Annotated in this window: 20 protein-coding genes; 15 read left to right on the forward strand and 5 right to left on the reverse strand. The window is 37.3% G+C overall.

What is annotated here, in order from left to right; translation table 11 throughout:
- Positions 1 to 113: 113 nt before the first annotated feature.
- The 11 genes from ASG21_RS14330 to ASG21_RS14380 all read left to right on the forward strand — a co-directional run bounded on the left by ASG21_RS14330 (position 114) and on the right by ASG21_RS14380 (position 9,746).
- Positions 114 to 320, forward strand: a complete 207-nt coding sequence (locus ASG21_RS14330; RefSeq protein WP_056081503.1) for a hypothetical protein — start codon at positions 114 to 116, stop codon at positions 318 to 320.
- A gap of 208 nt (positions 321 to 528) precedes the next feature.
- Positions 529 to 783, forward strand: a complete 255-nt coding sequence (locus ASG21_RS14335) for a hypothetical protein (protein ID WP_056081506.1) — start codon at positions 529 to 531, stop codon at positions 781 to 783.
- A 60-nt stretch (positions 784 to 843) separates the two neighbouring features.
- Positions 844 to 1,638 carry a patatin-like phospholipase family protein gene (locus tag ASG21_RS14340; RefSeq protein WP_056081509.1) on the forward strand — a complete coding sequence of 265 codons (795 nt, stop codon included), beginning with the start codon at positions 844 to 846 and terminating at the stop codon, positions 1,636 to 1,638.
- A gap of 66 nt (positions 1,639 to 1,704) precedes the next feature.
- On the forward strand, positions 1,705 to 2,241 hold the full coding sequence (locus tag ASG21_RS14345) for a type VI secretion system contractile sheath small subunit (RefSeq protein ID WP_082482428.1): 537 nt from the start codon (positions 1,705 to 1,707) through the stop codon (positions 2,239 to 2,241).
- Between the two features lie 20 nt (positions 2,242 to 2,261).
- Positions 2,262 to 3,623, forward strand: coding sequence for a DUF5458 family protein (locus ASG21_RS14350; protein ID WP_056081511.1), 1,362 nt, complete (start codon positions 2,262 to 2,264; stop codon positions 3,621 to 3,623).
- Positions 3,624 to 3,739: 116 nt separating this feature from the next.
- Positions 3,740 to 4,774 carry an A/G-specific adenine glycosylase gene (gene mutY, locus ASG21_RS14355; RefSeq protein ID WP_056081514.1) on the forward strand — a complete coding sequence of 345 codons (1,035 nt, stop codon included), beginning with the start codon at positions 3,740 to 3,742 and terminating at the stop codon, positions 4,772 to 4,774.
- A 44-nt stretch (positions 4,775 to 4,818) separates the two neighbouring features.
- Entirely contained in the window at positions 4,819 to 5,376 is a 558-nt protein-coding gene (gene gldD, locus ASG21_RS14360) for a gliding motility lipoprotein GldD (RefSeq protein ID WP_056081517.1), read from the forward strand.
- 112 nt (positions 5,377 to 5,488) lie between these two features.
- Positions 5,489 to 6,412 (forward strand): PfkB family carbohydrate kinase, encoded by a 924-nt coding sequence (locus ASG21_RS14365; protein WP_056082439.1) that lies wholly within the window; start codon positions 5,489 to 5,491, stop codon positions 6,410 to 6,412.
- Positions 6,413 to 6,498: 86 nt separating this feature from the next.
- Complete coding sequence (locus tag ASG21_RS14370; protein ID WP_056081520.1) at positions 6,499 to 7,863, forward strand: peptidylprolyl isomerase; 1,365 nt, start codon at positions 6,499 to 6,501, stop codon at positions 7,861 to 7,863.
- Positions 7,864 to 7,968: 105 nt separating this feature from the next.
- On the forward strand, positions 7,969 to 8,913 hold the full coding sequence (locus tag ASG21_RS14375; RefSeq protein ID WP_056081523.1) for a nitronate monooxygenase: 945 nt from the start codon (positions 7,969 to 7,971) through the stop codon (positions 8,911 to 8,913).
- A 110-nt stretch (positions 8,914 to 9,023) separates the two neighbouring features.
- Positions 9,024 to 9,746, forward strand: a complete 723-nt coding sequence (locus ASG21_RS14380) for an NUDIX domain-containing protein (protein ID WP_241773502.1) — start codon at positions 9,024 to 9,026, stop codon at positions 9,744 to 9,746.
- A gap of 54 nt (positions 9,747 to 9,800) precedes the next feature.
- Here the strand turns inward: ASG21_RS14380 and ASG21_RS14385 are convergent, their stop codons facing one another.
- Positions 9,801 to 11,006 (reverse strand): FAD-binding oxidoreductase, encoded by a 1,206-nt coding sequence (locus ASG21_RS14385; RefSeq protein WP_056081528.1) that lies wholly within the window; start codon positions 11,004 to 11,006, stop codon positions 9,801 to 9,803.
- 110 nt (positions 11,007 to 11,116) lie between these two features.
- On the opposite strand from ASG21_RS14385, the gene ASG21_RS14390 reads away from it, so the two are divergent.
- Positions 11,117 to 11,497: an STAS/SEC14 domain-containing protein gene (locus ASG21_RS14390; protein WP_056081531.1), complete on the forward strand. Its 381-nt coding sequence runs from the start codon at positions 11,117 to 11,119 to the stop codon at positions 11,495 to 11,497.
- A gap of 68 nt (positions 11,498 to 11,565) precedes the next feature.
- Here the strand turns inward: ASG21_RS14390 and ASG21_RS14395 are convergent, their stop codons facing one another.
- From ASG21_RS14395 to ASG21_RS14410, 4 genes are all read right to left on the reverse strand, one after another.
- Positions 11,566 to 12,744, reverse strand: coding sequence for an MFS transporter (locus ASG21_RS14395; RefSeq protein ID WP_056081534.1), 1,179 nt, complete (start codon positions 12,742 to 12,744; stop codon positions 11,566 to 11,568).
- 290 nt (positions 12,745 to 13,034) lie between these two features.
- Complete coding sequence (lipA, locus tag ASG21_RS14400) at positions 13,035 to 13,901, reverse strand: lipoyl synthase (protein ID WP_056081537.1); 867 nt, start codon at positions 13,899 to 13,901, stop codon at positions 13,035 to 13,037.
- Positions 13,902 to 14,024: 123 nt separating this feature from the next.
- The gene (locus tag ASG21_RS20090) at positions 14,025 to 14,195 is read right to left on the reverse strand and encodes a lmo0937 family membrane protein (protein WP_056032445.1); all 171 of its coding nucleotides are present in this window, start codon (positions 14,193 to 14,195) and stop codon (positions 14,025 to 14,027) included.
- Positions 14,196 to 14,278: 83 nt separating this feature from the next.
- Positions 14,279 to 15,529, reverse strand: a complete 1,251-nt coding sequence (locus tag ASG21_RS14410) for a cation:dicarboxylase symporter family transporter (protein WP_056081540.1) — start codon at positions 15,527 to 15,529, stop codon at positions 14,279 to 14,281.
- A gap of 198 nt (positions 15,530 to 15,727) precedes the next feature.
- Between ASG21_RS14410 and ASG21_RS14415 the strand changes: the two genes are divergently transcribed.
- From ASG21_RS14415 to ASG21_RS14425, 3 genes are all read left to right on the forward strand, one after another.
- Positions 15,728 to 16,216: a BON domain-containing protein gene (locus tag ASG21_RS14415; RefSeq protein ID WP_056081543.1), complete on the forward strand. Its 489-nt coding sequence runs from the start codon at positions 15,728 to 15,730 to the stop codon at positions 16,214 to 16,216.
- Positions 16,217 to 16,222: 6 nt separating this feature from the next.
- Positions 16,223 to 16,642 carry an SH3 domain-containing protein gene (locus ASG21_RS14420; RefSeq protein ID WP_056081544.1) on the forward strand — a complete coding sequence of 140 codons (420 nt, stop codon included), beginning with the start codon at positions 16,223 to 16,225 and terminating at the stop codon, positions 16,640 to 16,642.
- Positions 16,643 to 16,737: 95 nt separating this feature from the next.
- Positions 16,738 to 19,512, forward strand: coding sequence for a TonB-dependent receptor (locus tag ASG21_RS14425; protein WP_056081547.1), 2,775 nt, complete (start codon positions 16,738 to 16,740; stop codon positions 19,510 to 19,512).
- Positions 19,513 to 19,543: the final 31 nt, after the last annotated feature.

The following is a 19,543-nucleotide window of genomic DNA, read 5'->3' on the forward strand; positions in this document are numbered from 1 at the left end:
TGTAATTTTAATAAATTAACATTAAGGAATTTAATTTTATCATTCTTTTAATGAACAAAAACTTTTTTCGGAATAATTCTTGAATAGTTGAAAATACACCAAAACAAAATATTATGAAAAAGTTAGTTTTAGCCGCACTTTTCGGCATTACGATTACAGCTTGCGGAACGAAGGAGTCTTCGGCAAGTACCAACAGTACAGATTCTACAGCAGCTGATAATGCTGCAAGAATGTCACCATCAACAATGGACACTATTGTTCCGGCAGTACCAAATGACAGCGCCGTAATGAAAGCAGACTCGGCAACAACAGGACGTTAAAATTTTATTTACATAGAAATCTTCAGAATCTTCTGAGGGTTTCTTTTTTTTAAAACTATTTTCATTTCTTCTTTGGCATAAACAAAACTGAATTCTTCTCAAAGGTTGTTTACTGAAGTTTTGCTTTTTACTTTTTACTTTTTACTTTTTACTTTTTACTTTAATTAAAATGATTATATTTGATTAATTAACCTCACAATTATTCAATATGAAAAATACGATCGTCAGTGCATTACTGGTATTATTCTGTGCTGTAAGCTGCGCCGATAAAAAAGAAAACCGCGAAGAATTTAAAGAAGAACACAACAAAGATTCTATGCGGAATAAAATGGGTGACAGTGCAGTTGCCAATTCAGAAACTGTAAACGCAGCAGATTCTTCCACTTCTAAAACCGACTCTACCGAGAAGCCTACAAACTACAAAACGATGCCACCCAATCAACAGGGAGGAGGAAACAGGTAGTTCTGATTTAAATCAAAAATAAATTAATTCTCTTTCAGAAGATATCCGTAATTTTAAATCATGATTTCAGAAAAAACAGGTTTGGTACTTTCCGGCGGAGGCACCAAAGGGATTGCCCATGCAGGAGTTTTGAAATTTTTGAATGAAAAAAATATTCAGATTGACGTTTTATCCTGCTGCAGCGCGGGATCAATTGTCGGCTGCCTGTACGCAATAGGAAAAACACCGGAAGAAATTTTAGATTTTTTTAATTCTGTATATTTTTTCAACTGGAAACACTTTACCTTCAATCAGCCCGGGCTTGTATCTTCTGTGATTTTCAGGAATTATTTAAAACCCATTTTTGGAGATTTAAAATTAAATGATCTGGACAAAGATGTGAGAATCGTGGCAACAGAACTGGTTTCGGGAACTGAGAAAATTTTTGATCCCGAATTTGAAATTGTAGACGCCATCATCGCTTCCTGCTCCATTCCGGGAATTACTACACCTTATATCATCAAAGAAGAAATGTTCTGCGACGGTGGAGTTCTGAATAATTTCCCTGCAGATATCATCAGAAAAGACTGTGACAGACTGATTGGCGTATTTGTTTCGCCTCCTCACAACATCAACATTAATGATCTTAAGTCAATAAAAGCAATTGTTTCACGTTCCTATGACCTTTTATCTTACCGTGTCGAAAAAATAAAATTCGATTACTGCGACTGGCTCATCACGTCACAGCAATTTTCCAGTTACGGAACTTTTGAAAGAAAGAAAAACAGATTGGAAGAGTTGTTTGATCTCGGCTATCAGGCGGCAAAAGAAAGTTATGAGGAAAATTTCTCTGTTAGAAAATATTCAGTAAAATAATCAGTTTCAGTAAATATTCATTGAAAAAACATAAGTTACAAATAAAAATTACATGTTAAATTTTGTATGTTGAAGTTTTTTCATAAATTTAAACAATGGATTGGCAATTTATTTGTTGACCAAAATCAAAACCAAAAATCTCAAAATAATAAAAATATGGCAATGTTTAATTATGGCGTTGGAGGAAACGAAGTGAAAGTTGATGCCAACGAAGCTATCGCCCAAATTCAGGAAAACAAATCTCTGATCGTGAGCCAGCTTACCACAGACGAATCTTACACTCCGGAAATCGTTACCGGCCTGAAAACTGTAGAAGATGTTTTCAGACATTTTCAGCCTTCTGTAGAAGTGCAGCACGAGGATGCAGACGGAAACGCGATTGATGAGGAATTCAGATTCAGAAATCTCGCAGATTTTACACCAAAAAATCTCGTTAACAATTCCGACTATTTACAGAAACTGAGCATGGAGCAGGATCAGTACAACAAAATTGTGCGTCAGCTGAAAACCAACAAAATTCTCAGAAACATGCTCGAAAACGAACAGTCGAGAGCAGCTTTTGTGGAAGTTCTGAAAAATGTAGCTCAGGAACTCGAAAAATAATAAAAACACCCCAAAATATCATGGAAAATAAACTTCAGGCATCTGAAAACACGCAGCAACAGCAGCAGTTTCAGGACAAAAGACCGTCTGCAAATCCTCTGGAAGAACTCAACAGAATCGGTGGCTTCGGCTTCGTAGAATCTGTTGTAGACGGCATCGCCAATATGAACCCTACCAGAAAAGCGAGAAAAGAAATATTCTTAAACGACTCTAATAAATCTGACGAAAGAAAAGAACTTCTTCAGAAAATCAACCTTTGGGTAGAACTTCTGGAAGGAGGCGACAACGCTGAAAAACTGGCTGACACCTGCAAAAATAAAGCTCTAAGTGCAGAGAATAATTTAAAATCAAATCTGAAAAATACTTTAGATTCTGTGCGTCAGCTGGAGACTTCTTACCGTACAGTCGCTCAGTTTTACAAAAACACAGAGCTTGATAAAGTAGATAACGTAAGTATCGTGAATGCAAGTCTTGATCAGGTTTCAGATTTGGACAATCCTGTTTTCATCGAGGCCATTTCGGAAGAATTCAAACAGTATTATGACCGTCTTGATTTAAGAGACAACTACTCTATTCTGGCAATTCCTGGTTATTTAGGTTCTAATAAAGTCATTGAAAAATGGGCTAAAATCTGTAATGAAAATAAAGTAATGATGGTGACCGATTTTGCCAATCTGGATAAACCGGATGATGTGGTAGATCTTTTCCATTCAGCGAATCTTACAGGTGGCGAGCTTCACAGAAGCAATGTGATTATGACCTGCAACTGGCTTGTAGGAAGAGGAAGAGCAGAAGAAGTAGGCGAAGAGGAAAACGTAGAACTTCCGCCATCGACTTCTTTGGCTGGAAAAATCCATAAAACTCTGATGTCTCAGGTGGCCGCCGGTAAAAAACACGGTAACATCAACGAAGTAGACGCCGTAAAATTTGATTTAAAGAAAAGTGAAATTTCTCAGCTTGAAAAAATGGGACTTGTTCCTATGGTCAACGAGTACGGAAAAATCATGGCATTCTCAGCGAAAACATTGTTTACCGGAGACAATATCGGTCTTCAGACCTATTCTGTAGTTCGTGTATTCGATTATGTAACTAAAGTTTTGCTTGATTTCCTAAACAGAAGAGCTTTTGAAAACTGGAATGCTAAAAACGAAGATGATCTGAGAAGACAGATTGTAAGTTTCCTTGACGGAATTAAAGGTGCCGACAAACTGATTGAAAAATTCAAAATCGTAAGATTTGAGCAGGATAAAGTGAATAAGGACAGAGTTTGGTTAGACATCAGACTGACTCCATACTTCCCTACAAAAAGTTTTGTAATCAAACTTGATGGTCACAAAGGTGATGACGGTAACGAGTGGGATGCAGAATATATTCAGGATTAAATTATATAAAATAAATCATAAAAACAGACTGTCATTTTTGGCGGTCTGTTTTGTTTTAAATTTAGAAACATCTTTCATATTTAAGTATCTTTGCGCTTACCATTGAGATTCTTTATTTGAAACCTAAAAAAAATTCCACAGACTTTCTTCACATCGGAAATAAAATCCAGACTTGGTATAGCAAAAATGCAAGGGATTTGCCTTTCCGGAACACAAAAGATCCTTACAAAATCTGGATTTGCGAAATTGTTTTTCAGCAGACCAGAATTGCTCAGGGTTTGGGACACTACAACAGATTCATCGACAGATTTCCGGATGTAAAAACACTGGCTGAAGCCGATGAAAACGAAGTTATTCTTCACTGGAAAGGTCTGGGATATTATTCGAGAGCAATCAATATTCATAAAGCTTCAAAACAGATCATGACTGAGTTTTCGGGAATATTCCCCTCAGATTACGATGATATTTTGACGCTGAAAGGTGTCGGAAAATATACTGCAGCAGCCGTTTCGAGCATCTCTTTCGGTGAAAGAAGAGCAGCGGTTGACGGAAATTTCTACCGAGTTTTAAGCAGAATATTTGCTGATGATTTTGATGTATCTCAAACAAATGCATTTTCCTATTTTTCTGAATTGGCATTTTTAATTATGCCCGAAAACGCAGGCGATTTTAATCAGGCCATGATGGATTTAGGTTCGGAAATCTGCAGACCAAAAAATCCAAATTGTGGTGATTGCCCTGTGAATGACGACTGTCTGGCCTTCGCACTTGGTAAAGTTTCTGAATTTCCTGTGAAGACCAAAAAAGTGAAAGTTGAAAATCATTCGCTGAAATATTATTTTGTTCACAGAAACAATCAGTTTATCATTCAGCAGCGTGGCGATGATGATATCTGGAAAAAACTGTATGAATTTTTGCCCGAGATTTCTTCAGAACTCGTTCCCTTTATCAAAAATGCAAAAACTGTGAATCACAAACTGACGCACAGAAATTTAAGTATAGAAATATTTGATGTGGAAATCAATTCCGACCTGGTTTGGAATGAGATCATTTCAAACAAAAACCTGATCGTTTCAGACTTTGAAGATTCTCAAAAGCGTTCATTTCCCAAACCGCTGGAAAATTATATTCAAAACACATTGAAAGACTGAAATTTGTCTCGTAAAATCTAAAATCTAATTTGTATTTTTGCAAAATGATTAAAAAAGTCAGTTTTGTTTTTGCGTCTGCGCTTCTAATTTCCTGTGGAAAAGAGGCCACACCAAAACCTTTTGGTGAATTAAGACTGGAATATCCGGCACCGAAATATCAGAAGATGGATAAAAACTGTAATTACAGCTTTGAATATTCAGACTTCGCCAACCTCAGTGATGCGAAAAGACCTTGCTGGTACTATCTTAATTATCCTAAAATGAAAGCGAAAGTTTTCATTTCATACTATCCGATTAATAATAATTTTGCAGATCAGGTAGCTGAAGCCGAAAAAATGGTGTACAGACATACTGTAAAAGCAAGTTCTATCGACACAAAATCATTCGAATATTCTGAAAGAAAAGTTTACGGAAACTTCTATGAACTAAAGGGACAGACGGCTGCCAACATTCAGTTTTATGCGACAGACAGTACAAAACATTTTGTTACTGCTTACCTTTATTTCAATTCAAGACCAAAACCGGATTCGCTGGCTCCTGCTGTGGATTATGTAAAGAAGGATCTGATGCATTTTTTGGATACTTTTGAGTGGAAAAATTAGAATTAAATTAAATAATAAACATATAAATATGCAGTCGCTGTTGATTAATTTAAAGACAGTAACTAAATCTCAATTGGCGATTACATATAACAAAGAAAATAAACATAAAAATATGAAACTTTTAGTTGTAGGAAGTGTAGCATTTGATGCGATTGAGACACCATTTGGTAAAACAGATAAAATTTTGGGCGGTGCGGCTACATATATAGCAATTACTTCGTCTATTCTAGGCGTAAAATCAGGAATTGTTTCCGTTGTGGGAGGCGATTTTCCTCAGGAATATCTTGATATGTTCAGCAAAAGAGATGTAAATCTTGAAGGATTGGAAATAGTAAAAGACGGAAAAACTTTCTTTTGGTCAGGTAAATACCACAACGATCTGAATACCAGAGATACTTTGGCTACTGAGGTAAATGTTCTGGAAAACTTTGATCCAAAAATTCCAGAATCTATGCAGGATGCAGAAGTTTTATTATTAGGAAACTTACATCCGGGCGTTCAGCTTTCAGTTTTGGAAAAAATGAACAACCGTCCGAAATTAACGATTCTAGACACGATGAATTTCTGGATGGATTCTGCTATGGATACTTTGAAATTAATGATTGCCAAAACTGACGTGATCAGCATTAATGACGAAGAGGCAAGACAGCTTTCAGGAGAATATTCTCTGGTAAAAGCTGCTAAAAAGATCCACGAAATTGGACCTGCGTACGTAATTATCAAAAAAGGAGAACATGGAGCTCTTCTTTTCGGAGAAGGAAAAATCTTCGCCATTCCGGCACTTCCATTAGAAGAAGTTTTTGATCCGACCGGTGCGGGAGATACTTTCGCAGGTGGATTCGCGGCTTATTTAGCTAAAAAAGGAAATTTTGACTTTGAAACTATGAAATCTGCACTGATCGTTGGATCTGCAATGGCATCTTTCACAGTTGAAAAATTTGGAACAGAAAGAATTGAAGAAGTGCAGGAAACTGATGTTTACTTAAGAATAAAACAGTTCAAAGAGTTGACTACTTTTGAAGTAGACCTTGATTAATCATTGGTTTTAAGAAATATTTATAATAAAAAATTTAGTCTGATTCATTAAGAATTCTAAATTTGCAACTCGTTTAATATAAAAAAATGATAGATAAATTAAAAATCGCTTTTCTTTTTGGTATTTTCATGATGTTTTTCTCTGTAAATACATCTGCACAGCTGAAGAAAGGACAATTGGTAGATGGGATTGCTGCAGTAATTGGCGATGAAATTATTTTAGAATCTGATGTGGAAGAGCAGCTGAACTATGCAAAACAGCAGGGCGCGGGAGAAACCAACAAATGCGAGTTTCTTGAAAGCCTTCTTAATAACAAGCTTCTTGTAGTTCAGGCAAAAAAAGATACCTTGATCGAAAACCGTTCTGCAATGATCAAAGAGCAGGCAAACGCTAAATACAATCAGTTAGTTTCTCAGTTTCCGGATGAAAAAACAATGCTTGCAGCGTACAAATTCCGTAACCAGTACGAAATGAAAAATGCCATCGAAAAAATTGATACCGATCAGTATTACGGGCAGGCAAAATACCAGAGAATCACCGAAAAGGCAGACGTTACACCAAATGAAGTAACCGATTTTTACAATCAGTTTAAAACGCAGCTTCCGCAGATTAAAGACGAAGTTTCTTTATCTCAGATTTTTATGTATCCAAAGCTTACAGAGAAGCATAAAGATGAGTTAATTGCAAGATTAAAAAAGATAAAAGCAGATATTCAGAGTGGTGAATCATTTGACAGCCAGGCAAGAATTTATTCGGAAGATAAAGGTTCTGCTGCAACTGGAGGTTTAATGAAAAACGTTTTCAAAGGACAGATGGTAAAACCTTTCGAGGCGGCAGCACTGAATCTTCAGGAAGGTGAGATTTCTGATCCGGTAGAGTCTGAATTTGGCTATCACATTATTCAGTTGGTGAAAAAATCAGGTAAAGCATACGATGCACGTCACATTCTTTTGATGGCAACACCTACGGAAGAGGAAATTACTACAGCCAAATCTAAATTAGACAGCATCAGAGGTTTAATTCAGGGAGGAAAAATTACTTTTAAAGAAGCTTCATTCAAGTTTTCTGATGATAAAAGAACGAAGTTCAATGCGGGTGTAATTCCGGGAGCAGACGGTTCAAACAAAATTGAAAGAGAAAGCATTCCGGGAACTATAACTTATGAATTGGCAGGTCTGAAAAAAGGAGACATTACCACAGCATTTGATGATAAGGACGAAAGAGAAAGAATTGTTGTAAAAATTGTAAAAATTGAAGACGAAATCGCAGCTCACCAGATTACTCTGGAGACAGATTATGACAGAATAAAGCAGTTGGCACTCAACAGACGCCGGAACGAAATGGTAGAAAAATATGTAAATGAAAAAATTCCTACCACTTTTGTATCCATCGACGGAAGATATGAATGCGATTTTAAAAGCAACTGGAAGAAAGCTTCCATTTCAAAATAAACTTTAAAACCTTCAGAAATGAAGGTTTTTTTGTGCCCTTACCATTAGTTTTATTATTTTAGAGGTTTACTATATTTACAGGTATCATTTCATTTAAAATAAAATATGTACGAAAATCAAAACAGAATTTCAGAACTTTTCAATATCAAATATCCTATCATTCAGGCAGGAATGATCTGGCACTCGGGATGGCGCCTGGCATCAGCAGTTTCCAATTGTGGCGGACTCGGAATCATCGGTGCCGGAAGCATGTATCCCGATATTTTAAGAGAAAACATCAGAAAATGTAAAAATGCCACAGACAAACCTTTTGGTGTAAATGTCCCAATGCTCTATCCCAATCTGGATGAAGTAATACAGATCATTATGGAAGAAGGCGTGAAAATCGTTTTCACATCTGCAGGAAATCCAAAAACCTATACAGAAACACTTCAGAAAGAGAATATCAAAGTCGCCCACGTCGTTTCATCAACCAAATTTGCTGTGAAATGTGAAGAGGCAGGTGTAGATGCTGTTGTAGCAGAAGGCTTTGAAGCAGGCGGTCACAACGGCAGAGACGAAACCACTACCCTGTGCCTTATTCCGAATGTGAAAAAACATCTTTCAAAACCACTGATTGCAGCCGGAGGAATTGCGTTGGGATCACAGATGAAAGCAGCGATGGTGTTGGGTGCTGACGGCGTTCAGATCGGTTCGCGTTTTGCCGCTACACATGAAGCGAGTGCCCATGATAACTGGAAAAATAAAATAACTGAACTGAATGAAGGCGATACGCATTTGACTTTAAAAGAGTTGGCTCCGGTACGTTTGGTGAAAAACAAGTTCTTCAGTGAACTCGAGGAAATTTATCATGTCGGAAGAAACAAAGAAGCTCTGACAGCATCTTTAGGCCGTGCCCGCGCAAAGCTGGGAATGTTTGAAGGCAATATGGATGACGGTGAACTCGAAATTGGTCAGGTTTCTGCACTGATAGACCAGATTTTATCTGTAGAAGAGGTTTTCAACAATCTGTTGAAGGAATTCAGAGCGTCTGCAAATCCCATCTTCTGAGAATTCTGTTAATTGAATTTTTAAATTTAAAAAAAATTTCGATATTAGCAGAATATAATTTATGCCCTATTCCCCCAAGTCAAATGGATTCTAAACAGCAATTTTTAAAAATGTCTAATGAAGCGAAGGAAATCTATCTTTCGCATCTGTCGGCAGATCCCGTCATTTTCGGATTTGAAAATAATGAGCTCAAGGTGCTTCTCGTAAAAATGAATTACCGTGACAAATGGCTTTTGCCGGGAGGTTATGTGAGAAAAGATGAAGATCTTGACGATGCTGTGCAGAGAATTATAAAAGAGAGAACGGGTCTTTCTGATGTCTATTTACAGGAATTTGGCGTTTTCGGAAAGAAAAGCAGAAGTGAAGATTATTTTGAGGATTTTGATGAAACTCTTTTTCACAAACAGCGTTTTATTTCAATAGGATATCTTGCATTATACAATCCTTCAGGCAGCGATTTGGTAAAAGATGAGCTGAGTCAATCCTGTGAATGGGTTTTCGTAAGCCAACTTGGTGATTTTGATCTGGCAATGGACCATCGTGAGATTATTGAGAAAGCTCTTTTATCCCTGAGAGAAAAAATTGCAATCAGACCGATTGGCTATAATCTTCTTCCTGAGAAATTTACGCTTTCAGAAATTCAGAAGCTGTATGAAACCATTTTAGGTAAAGAATTAAACAGAGGAAATTTCTACCGGAAAATAAAAAATTTAGGAATACTGAAAAAACTCGATGAGCAAAGACGCGGCGGCGCGCACAAGTCTCCTGACCTCTATACTTTTGACGAAGAAAACTACCAGAAAGCCCTGCAAAACGGACTTACAAACTGGTAATTTCATTAAATGAAAATAATTTTGGGCTTGCATTTTGCGAGCCCAAAGTGTTTTTTATCTGCCAAATCTGAAATATTCTGAGAGCGGATGTTTACTGTTTTTCATAAATGCAGAAGCCATTTCCATTCCTGTTACCGAAAAAGTAATTCCGTTTCCTCCGAAGCCGCAGACGAAATAAGAGTTTTTAAAATTCTGATGTTCTCCGATGTATGGCAATCCATCCTTTGTTTCGCCGAATGTTCCTGCCCAGACAAAATCGGTGTAGAAATGTTCATCAGGTTTTATTCTTTTCAGATTTCTCAGAATTTCTTTTTCTTTTTTGCTTAATAAAGCATCGCGCTTTTCGGCATTGTGAAAATCTTCATCACCGCCACCGATCAGAAATCTGCCGTCGTCTGTGCTTCTCATATAAAGATAAGGCTCGTCTGTGTTCCAGATCAAAGTATTTTCCATAGTTTTAAAACCTTTAGCATGAACTTCAGAAACAATGGCATATGTGCTTTTCAGATTTACAAAATCTTCTTTGATCAGTTCTTTAGACTCATAGCCTACACAGTAAATAATTTTCTTTGCGGCAATGGTAAATCCGCTTGTAGTAAGGGCAAGATTATGATCTTTTAAATATTTTACAGATCGGAGTTCGGTTTTATCATAAATTTCCAGGCCTTTTTTTTCATTAAATCTTAATAACTCGTGTGAAAACTTAAAGGCGTCAATACTGCCACCTGATTTGGATAAAATTCCACCATAGGTATTGGTAATTTCATATCTCTTTTCTATCTCTTTTGCAGATAAATATTCCACATCGAAACCTGCTTTCCGGCGAGCTTCAAACTCATGTTCAAGCCAGTCGGCATCCTTTTTCCGGGCTGCGTAATAAAGAGAAATTTTTTTTCTGAATCCAGACCTTGATTTTATATCTTTTACAAGTCCTGCAATATCTTCGATTGATTTCTCGCATGCTTTGTAGCAGCTTATTGCTGCAGTTTCGCCAATCATTTCAGACATTTTATACAAAGGCACATCAACTTCGTACTGAAGCATGGAAGTAGTGGCAGAAGTGCTCCCGTTACAGATTTCCCTTTTATCAATGAGGATTGTACTGTAACCGTCTTTGATCATCTGATGGGCGATAAGGCTGCCCGTAATGCCTCCGCCAATAATCAGTACATCGCATTTTTTATCTTCTTTAAGGGAAGGATAGGAAGAAATAAGACCATTTTTAATCAACCAGAAAGGTTCATTAGATTTAAGATCCATAGTTTAAATTTTTTGATAAAAGTTTATCAACAATCAAGCCTTTTTACCTCTGAAAAAGATTGGTTTAATTATTGTTTAAACTCATTCACCAAAACAATAAAAATTAAAATATGATCACTATTATTCCAGATGCTCCGCAGAATGTCGCCGCATTTAAAGCTTCGGGCGAAATTACCAAAACAGATTTTGAAACCGTTGTAAATCCTGAAGTTAAAAGAAAAGTGGAACTGTATGAAGAGCTCAATTATCTTATGCTGATCGACACCGATCTTGACCAGTTTACCGCAGGAGCATGGTTTGAAGATGTGATGTTAGGCGTTAAAAATCTTGCAAAATGGAATCGTGCCGCCATCGTAACAGACAGCAAAGGCATTCAGAACTTCACTGATGCTTTCAGTGTTTTGATGCCTGGAGAATTTAAAGGATTTCCTAAAGACAATCTGTACAATGCCCTGTATTGGTGTGAAAACGGAAACGAAGTCGCAGATTAATAAAAAGTTAGTTAAAAAAAGCCCGGTTTTGAAATTTCAAAACCGGGCTTTTCTATGATAATTTATATTTATTTTACGGTCACCAATTTTGGTTTGGCATTTCTGTACAAAAAAAGATAACGGATGCTGATCAACAGACCGGTCATCGTCATTCCTACCCCAACCAGTGAAGGATAATTGTATGGAAGTTTGTATTCTAAAGGAATTCCGCCTAAAAACGCTCCCATTGCATTGGCAATATTGAAAGCCGCCTGCATAAATGCTGCTGCCATCATCTCACTTTTTGGTGCTGCTTTCATCATCATAATATTGATGGGTGCAGAAACTGACATCGATAATGCTCCGCAGATAAAGGTCAGCACGAGAGATATTATTCTGTATTCTGATAAGAAAAATACCGAGCACAAAGCAATCATCATCAGAGAAAGAAATAAGATGCAGGTCTTTTCAGGACTCATGCGGTCTGAAATATAACCTCCGACTAAATTTCCAACCACCATTCCGCCACCGGCAAGCATCATCACATAAGCCATCTGATCTGGTTTTATCCCTGAAACGACCGTCATTAAAGGAGTGATATAACTGAACCAGGTAAACAGACCGCCAAAACCAATAGCTGTAATCATCAAAACGAGCCACGCCTGTCTGGTTTTAAGAAACTTAATCTCATCTTTAAAATGCGCATCCTGATTGGCCTCGGTGTCGGGTAGCCAAAGTCTGATAAAAAGCAGAGCCAGCAAGCCAATTACTGCTACTATTCCGAAATAGTAACGCCAGTGGAAAACGTGTCCGATATAGGTAACCAAAGGAACCATTGCTAAATTGGCCAACGTAAGTCCGGTAAACATTAATGAAATATAAAATGCTTCTTTGCCTTTGCCACCCATTCTTGATGCGACAACAGTTCCCACTCCGAAGAATGCACCGTGAGGAAGTCCGGATAAAAATCTCATCGCCATCATCGAGCCGTAGTCGGGCATCAAAGCTGATAAACCGTTAAATACCGTAAACAAGACCATTAAAGCCAGTAAAACTTTCTTCGCTGGAAACTTAACAGAATATCCTATCAAAATCGGAGCACCAATAACAACACCGAAAGCATAAGCTGAGATCAAATGTCCCGCCTCGGGAATGCTGATCGCTAAAGACTTTGCGAGATCCGGAAGAAGACCCATGATGGTAAATTCTGTTGTCCCAATTCCCAATCCGCCGATTGCTAAAGGTAAAATTCTTTTATCTAATGCCATGATTTATTTAAAATGATTGTAATTGCCTACTTATGAAGCAATGAAAGTTTTGAAACCGCAAAAGTCTGTAAAATTTATCAGAATTTTGTTTCCAGATGATTAAATTTTGAGTGGAAGTAATAATTTTTATTAATGAAGATCAGATGTGATTTGATTAAACTCATCTCAGAGAAATCTAAAGACGCTGTTTCGAATAGGTTGAATCGCTCAATTTGTGTAAAATAATAATCTAAGCCTCTTTTAAAAAATTAATATAAAAAAACTGCCTCAAAAATGAGGCAGTAGTATTTTTAGTGAATATGTTTTTCGGCGTGGTAAGAACTCCTTACGAGTGGTGAACTTTCTACATGTCTGAAGCCTAAACTTCTTGCAAAATCTCCAAACTCATCAAATTCTTCAGGTGTGATGAATTTTTTCACAGGCAAATGTTTTTTTGTCGGCTGAAGATACTGTCCCATTGTAATCACGTCCACATTTGCATTTCTGATGTCTTCAATCGTCTGAAAAACTTCGTCTCTGGTTTCGCCCAAACCAAGCATTACGCCTGTTTTTGTGCGGTTTTGTCCAGCTTCTTTAAGATATCTCAAAACCTCAAGGCTTCGCTCATATTTCGCCTGAATTCTCACTTCTCTGGTCAGACGTTTTACGGTTTCCATATTATGCGAAATCACTTCCGGAGCCACAGCAACCAAACGGTCAAGATGCTTCGTCATCCCCTGAAAATCGGGAATTAATGTTTCCATGGTTGTTCCCGGAGAAATTCTTCTCACAGCATTTACTGTTTCACCCCAAAGGATTGAGCCCATATCTTTCAAATCATCACGGTCTACAGAAGTAAGAACTGCGTGTTTGATTTTCATTAATTTGATTGACCGTGCTACTTTTTCCGGTTCGTCCCAGTTAACATCCAAAGGCTTTCCGGTTTTTACACCACAGAATCCACAGCTTCTTGTACAGATATTTCCAAGAATCATAAAGGTTGCAGTACCTTCGCCCCAGCATTCACCCATGTTTGGGCAGCTTCCGCTTTGGCAAATGGTGTTGAGCTTATATTTATCTACCAAAGTGCGGAGTTCACGGTAATTTTTCCCTGTAGGAAGTTTTACTCTGATCCATTTCGGTTTCTGAACGGTTGTATCCTGAACTAAATTCTCCATCAGCTTCTTAAATTGGCCTCAAAGTTACGTAATTTTTAAATGAAACCATCAACGATCAACATTGACAAAATGCATAAAAAAAGGTCCGCATTTCTGCAGACCTGATATTGTAATTTTTCAGATTTAGTCTAAAGGCTTCCGACCTGAAATAATGTTATATAAAATAACAATAATTGCGATTACCAGTAAAACGTGAATCAGATTTCCTAATCCCATTCCACCTCCTACACCTGCTAAACCAAGTACCCAGACAATGATGCAGATTACTGCTACTAACCATAATAAGCTTCTCATAATAAAATTTTTTAGTGTTATGAAAACTTATATACACAATCTGTGCCTTTTGGAATAAAATACTGTTTAATGTTAAAAAAAAATTAAAGATCTCCGCCGTGATTGTCTAACTGACCTTCCCATTTGGAAACTGCAGATGTTGCCAAAGCATTACCTAAAACATTGGTCATACTTCTTGCCATATCGCAGAAATGGTCGATTGGAAGAATCAATGCTATTCCCGCCGCAGGAATATCAAACATGGTACATGTTGCTACGATGATCACCAAAGAAGCTCGCGGAACTCCGGCAATACCTTTTGAAGTAAGCATTAAAACCAAAAGCATGGTAATCTGCTGCCCTAAAGTCATATCAACACCGTAAAACTGAGCAATAAATATTGAGGCGAAAGTCATGTACATCATGCTTCCATCAAGATTGAATGAATATCCCAATGGTAGAATAAACGAAACGACTCTGTTATTACAGCCAAATCTTTCAAGCTCTTCAACCAGTTTCGGGAAAACCGCTTCTGAACTTGTTGTGGAAAACGCAATTAATAAAGGAGATTTTATTCTTCTTAATAATTCGAAAAGCCTTTTTCCTAAAATTAAATATCCTACCAATAAAAGTACTACCCATAAAACAGCAATCGCAAAGAAGAAATCTCTCAGATAGACAGCGTAGACCTTAAAAATTTCAAAACCGTTGGTTGCAACTACTGCTGCAATGGCTCCGAAAACGCCTAATGGTGCAAACCACATGATGTACCCAACCATTTTTAAAATCGCGTGTGCAATAACATCAAAAAGCTTAACCACTGGCTGAGAATACTCATCACCCATATTTGCCAAAGCCACTCCAAACATAATAGAAAAGACTACAATCTGCAGAACTTCATTGGTTGCAAAAGCTTCAAATAAACTTTTAGGAATAATGTGCTTCACAAAATCTTCCAGTGAAAAACCTTTACTCGTTTTCACAAGTTCGTCTGCTGCTGTGAGTTCCTGATTCGGGAATTTAATGGCGTGCCCTGGCTCGAGCCAGTTGACCAAAACCAAACCTATAAATAAAGACACCAGTGATGCAGAAATGAACCAGAGCATTGCCTTGGTTCCTACCCTACCTATCATTTTGATATCGCTCATTTTTGCAATACCCACCACCAACGTCGTGAAAACCAGAGGAGCAATAATCATCTGAACCAGTCTGATAAAAACGGTTCCGAGGAGTTTAATATTTTTTGAGAAAGCAAGTGCACTGTCAGGATACTGCAGATGCACGATTCCGCCGAGTAGAACACCGAGAATCAGCGCGATGATAATGGCGAAAAAAAGTTTGTTTTGTCCTTTCATGTTGTAAAATCAAGTGGCACAAATATAATATTTTTAATCTACCAAAAAATTAAAGTTTAAGCACTGAAATACATTCTGGAAACCAGCAATTTTCTGAAAATTCAGATAATTTTTAGAAAAAATTTTCGTGAATTTAATTTTCAAAAGAGAAATAATTATTACATTTACAATTAACAATTTAAAAAAATAAATTCACTTATGAAAAAAACAATCACAATGGCTGCTCTTGCAATTGCAGTTTCTTTTGCGTCTGTTTCTTGTAAAAAGAAAGTCTCTGACGCTGATTTACAGACTCAGGCAACGACAGTGGTAACTTCTACTCCTACAGCTACCGTTGAAATCAAAGAAGGTGTAGCACATTTGAGCGGAACTTTCCCTGATCAGGCTTCAAAAGATGCAGCAATTACGCAGCTGAAAGCTATTAAAGGTGTAAAAGATGTGCACGATATGGCTAAAGTAGAAACTCCACTTGCCAGCACTCCGATTGAAAATGCTTCAATGGTAGATCCTGCTGTACAGCAAAAAGTAAAAGATGCTGTAAAAGATTTCCCATCTGTAAATGTAGAAGTTGTAAACAACGAACTTACGCTTACAGGTAATGTTTCTGCAGCACAGGCAAGAAAAATTAAAGAGTCTGTTGACGCTTTGAAAGTAGGAAAAGTAAACTTCAATTACACAGTAAAATAATTATAGATGAGCACATTAGAAGAAAAATATTCAGGAGTAGTATCTGCAGCACAGTCTGCCGGGATCTCGAATTTAAAAGTACAGGAGCAGGACGGTATTCTTTATGTATCTGGAGATGCAGCCAACACAGCTGCTAAAGATACAGTATGGAATGCTTTGGGAGCTATCGACGCTTCTTATTCTGCATCAGATATCAATATCGACGTGCAGGTTACAGGTTTGGCTGCAGGAGCTTCATTAAGTGTAGCAACTGAAGAATCAAATCTGAACATCAGACAGGATCCTTCTACTGAAGCTGCCGTTGTAGGTAAAGCTTCAAAAGGATCTTCTGTAACACTTGTAGAGCAGACTTCTGACGACTGGTGGAAAGTAAAAACTACCGACGGAGTTGAAGGATATGCTTATGCAAGATATCTGAAGGCGTAATACTTCAATATTTATAGAAATATTAACACACAGGAACATCCCAGCAATGGGATGTTTTTCTATTTTTGCCCCATCAAATAACTATTACTTTAAACATGAGGAAAATCTTATCCCTATTTTTTCTTTTAGGTTTATTTTTGGTGGCAAACGCACAGAAAATCAGCCTGGACGGAAAAGTAAAAACTTCTGACCAGAAACCACTACCAAACGCTACCATTTACCTGTTAAAATCAAAAGATTCTACGATCATCAATTACACCTCGAGCAATAGTGAAGGTAGATTTTCCCTGAAAACAGATCAGGTGAATGAAAGCAGCATTCTGAAAGTGGAAGCAGACAAACACAGCGTCTTCTCAAAAATTTTTGATAAAATCGACAGTTCTGTAGATTTAGGAGACATAACGCTTGAAGACAGCAAAATCACTGATATTGCAGAGGTAAACATCTCGGCTTCTCCGGTAAAAATTAAAAAAGATACCATTGAATTTAAAGCTTCAGCAATCAAGGTAAGACCTGACAGTAAAATTGAAGAACTTCTGAAAAATCTACCAGGCGTAGAAATCAGCAATGAAGGAAAAATTACTGTTAACGGAAAGGAAGCAGATCAGATTCTCATCAACGGCAAGCCTTTTTTCGATAAAGACGGAAAAATTGCCCTGCAGAATTTACCCGCAGACATCATTAAAAGCATTCAGTTTACCACCACAAAAACAAAGGAGGAAGAGCTCAACGGAACTGCCGCAAAATCCAACAACGCCACGATCAATTTCACGATTGACGAGAAAAAAAACAAAGGTTTGATCTCCAGACTTACGGCAGGATACGGTTCAGACGAGCGGTATGAAAGCAGCGGCCTGATCAGTTATTTTAAAAATGACACCAAAATCAGTTTGCTCGCATCTTCCAACAACATCAATTCTCAGGGCTTCTCGAATGACGAAGTTTTCGACAGCATGGGACACGGCAGAAACTCATGGCTGATGCGTGGCGGAAGCGTTGTAACAAACGGAAACAGCACTTATTACACTCAGGGCGGAAATAACAACAAAGGAATTCAGAGATCCACCACCATCGGACTTAATTACAGCGATAAATTCGGAAAGGATGTTGACCTTGAAACTTTAAGCTTAATTCATACAGACAATGATCTTACCACCAGATCAAAAGCTTCCCGAACTACCCTTTTGCCGGATTTTACTTTAAAAACAAACTCTGAAAGCAACGGTAAAAATGAAAATACACAGTATGGAGTTGATCTTACTGCAAGAATTAAAATAGACTCGCTTACAAACATTTATTTTTCACCCAATTTCAACAGAACAGAGTCTAAATCTTTCAGCAATTCTAATTCAAATACGCTGAGAGATAATCTTCTGCTCAACGAAAACACGAGCTACATCCGCAACGAAACTGAAAATAACAGTTTTGCACCGAATATTTATTATTCCAAAAAATTCAAGAAAAAAGGCCGTGTGGCTTATGCCAACATGAGTTCTACCATTTCAGAAAACATCAACAACAATCTGAATAATTCCCGCACAGTTTTCTACAATTCTCCGGATCCCGACGATATCAGAAATCAGCTTGCCAAAACAAAAAATCAAATCAACAGATATGATTTCAGAACCGGATATACCGAACCGCTTTCCGATTCCGCTACGGTGAGTCTGAATTTTAACTATAATACATCTGCCTTCAACAACAGAAGAAATGTAAATGATTTTGATGTCGCAAATAATGGCTATTCCAATCTTAACAGCGCGCTTTCATACGAAATGAATCAGGACATCGACAGAATTTCGCCTGAAATAGGTTTTCAGATGAACAAGAAGAAAATTAATATCTGGTCATCAGCAGAATTTCAGTTTACAAAAATGGGCGTAAATTCATTTTATCAGGGACAAAACTTCCGTTTAGACAGAGATTATGTACTTCCTGCGTTCAACCTCAGTGCAACCTATAATTTTTCAGACAACAAACGGTTAAGCATTTACAATTACGCCTACTTCGACATTCCTTCAGCCGAAAGACTGACGCCGTACGAAGACAGAATCAACCCTTTGATCTCTTATATTGGTAATTCAAACCTGAAAAACACCTGGACCAACAGCCTTTTCATCAATCTGAATAATTTCAATATGGTGAAAAATATCAATTACTATTTAAATGTTGGTTTTACCTATAGAGATAATGACATTGTAAACTATTCTTACTTCGACGAATCCGGGAAGCAGTTTATAACCTATGCCAACCTCAGCGGAAACAAAAACATCAACGCCGGCGCCGGCTTTACCAAAACCTTCAAGTGGAAAGATAACAAGCTGAGCATTAACCCGAGAATGAACATAAATTATTCTTACAATCAGGGTTTTATCAATACACAGCAGTTTGTAAGTAATGTATATTCGTTAAATCCAGGAATGAACGTTACGTATGAAATCAAAGATAAAATTACAATCAAACCGTCTTACAGCATGAGTTACAACTTCAGCAACTACGAAAACTACAGCATTGATGAAGTAAAAACCAGCAATCAGATTCTGAAAATGGAACTGACCAATTATGTCTTCAAAAGTAAACTCGTTATCGGCAATGACTTTGAATACAATACCACATCTAATATCGCTCCCGGTTTCAAAAGAGATTTCTATTTCTGGAATACCAGCGTTGGGTATTCTTTCTTTAACAAACAGCTGACGGCGAAAGTGAAAGTTTATGATATCTTAAACCAAAACCAAAGCGTAAGAAGAACCATTACCAATGCTTACTTCGAAGACCGCGAAGATTTAATTTTAAAGCGTTATGTGATGTTTTCACTCACCATGAAACTCAATAAATTTGCAGGAAAAAAAGTGAAGGAGAATAAATAATTTAACGATATAAAATGAAATAACCGGAGAA

The organism is Chryseobacterium sp. Leaf394 (assembly GCF_001424105.1).
GTDB lineage: Bacteria > Bacteroidota > Bacteroidia > Flavobacteriales > Weeksellaceae > Chryseobacterium.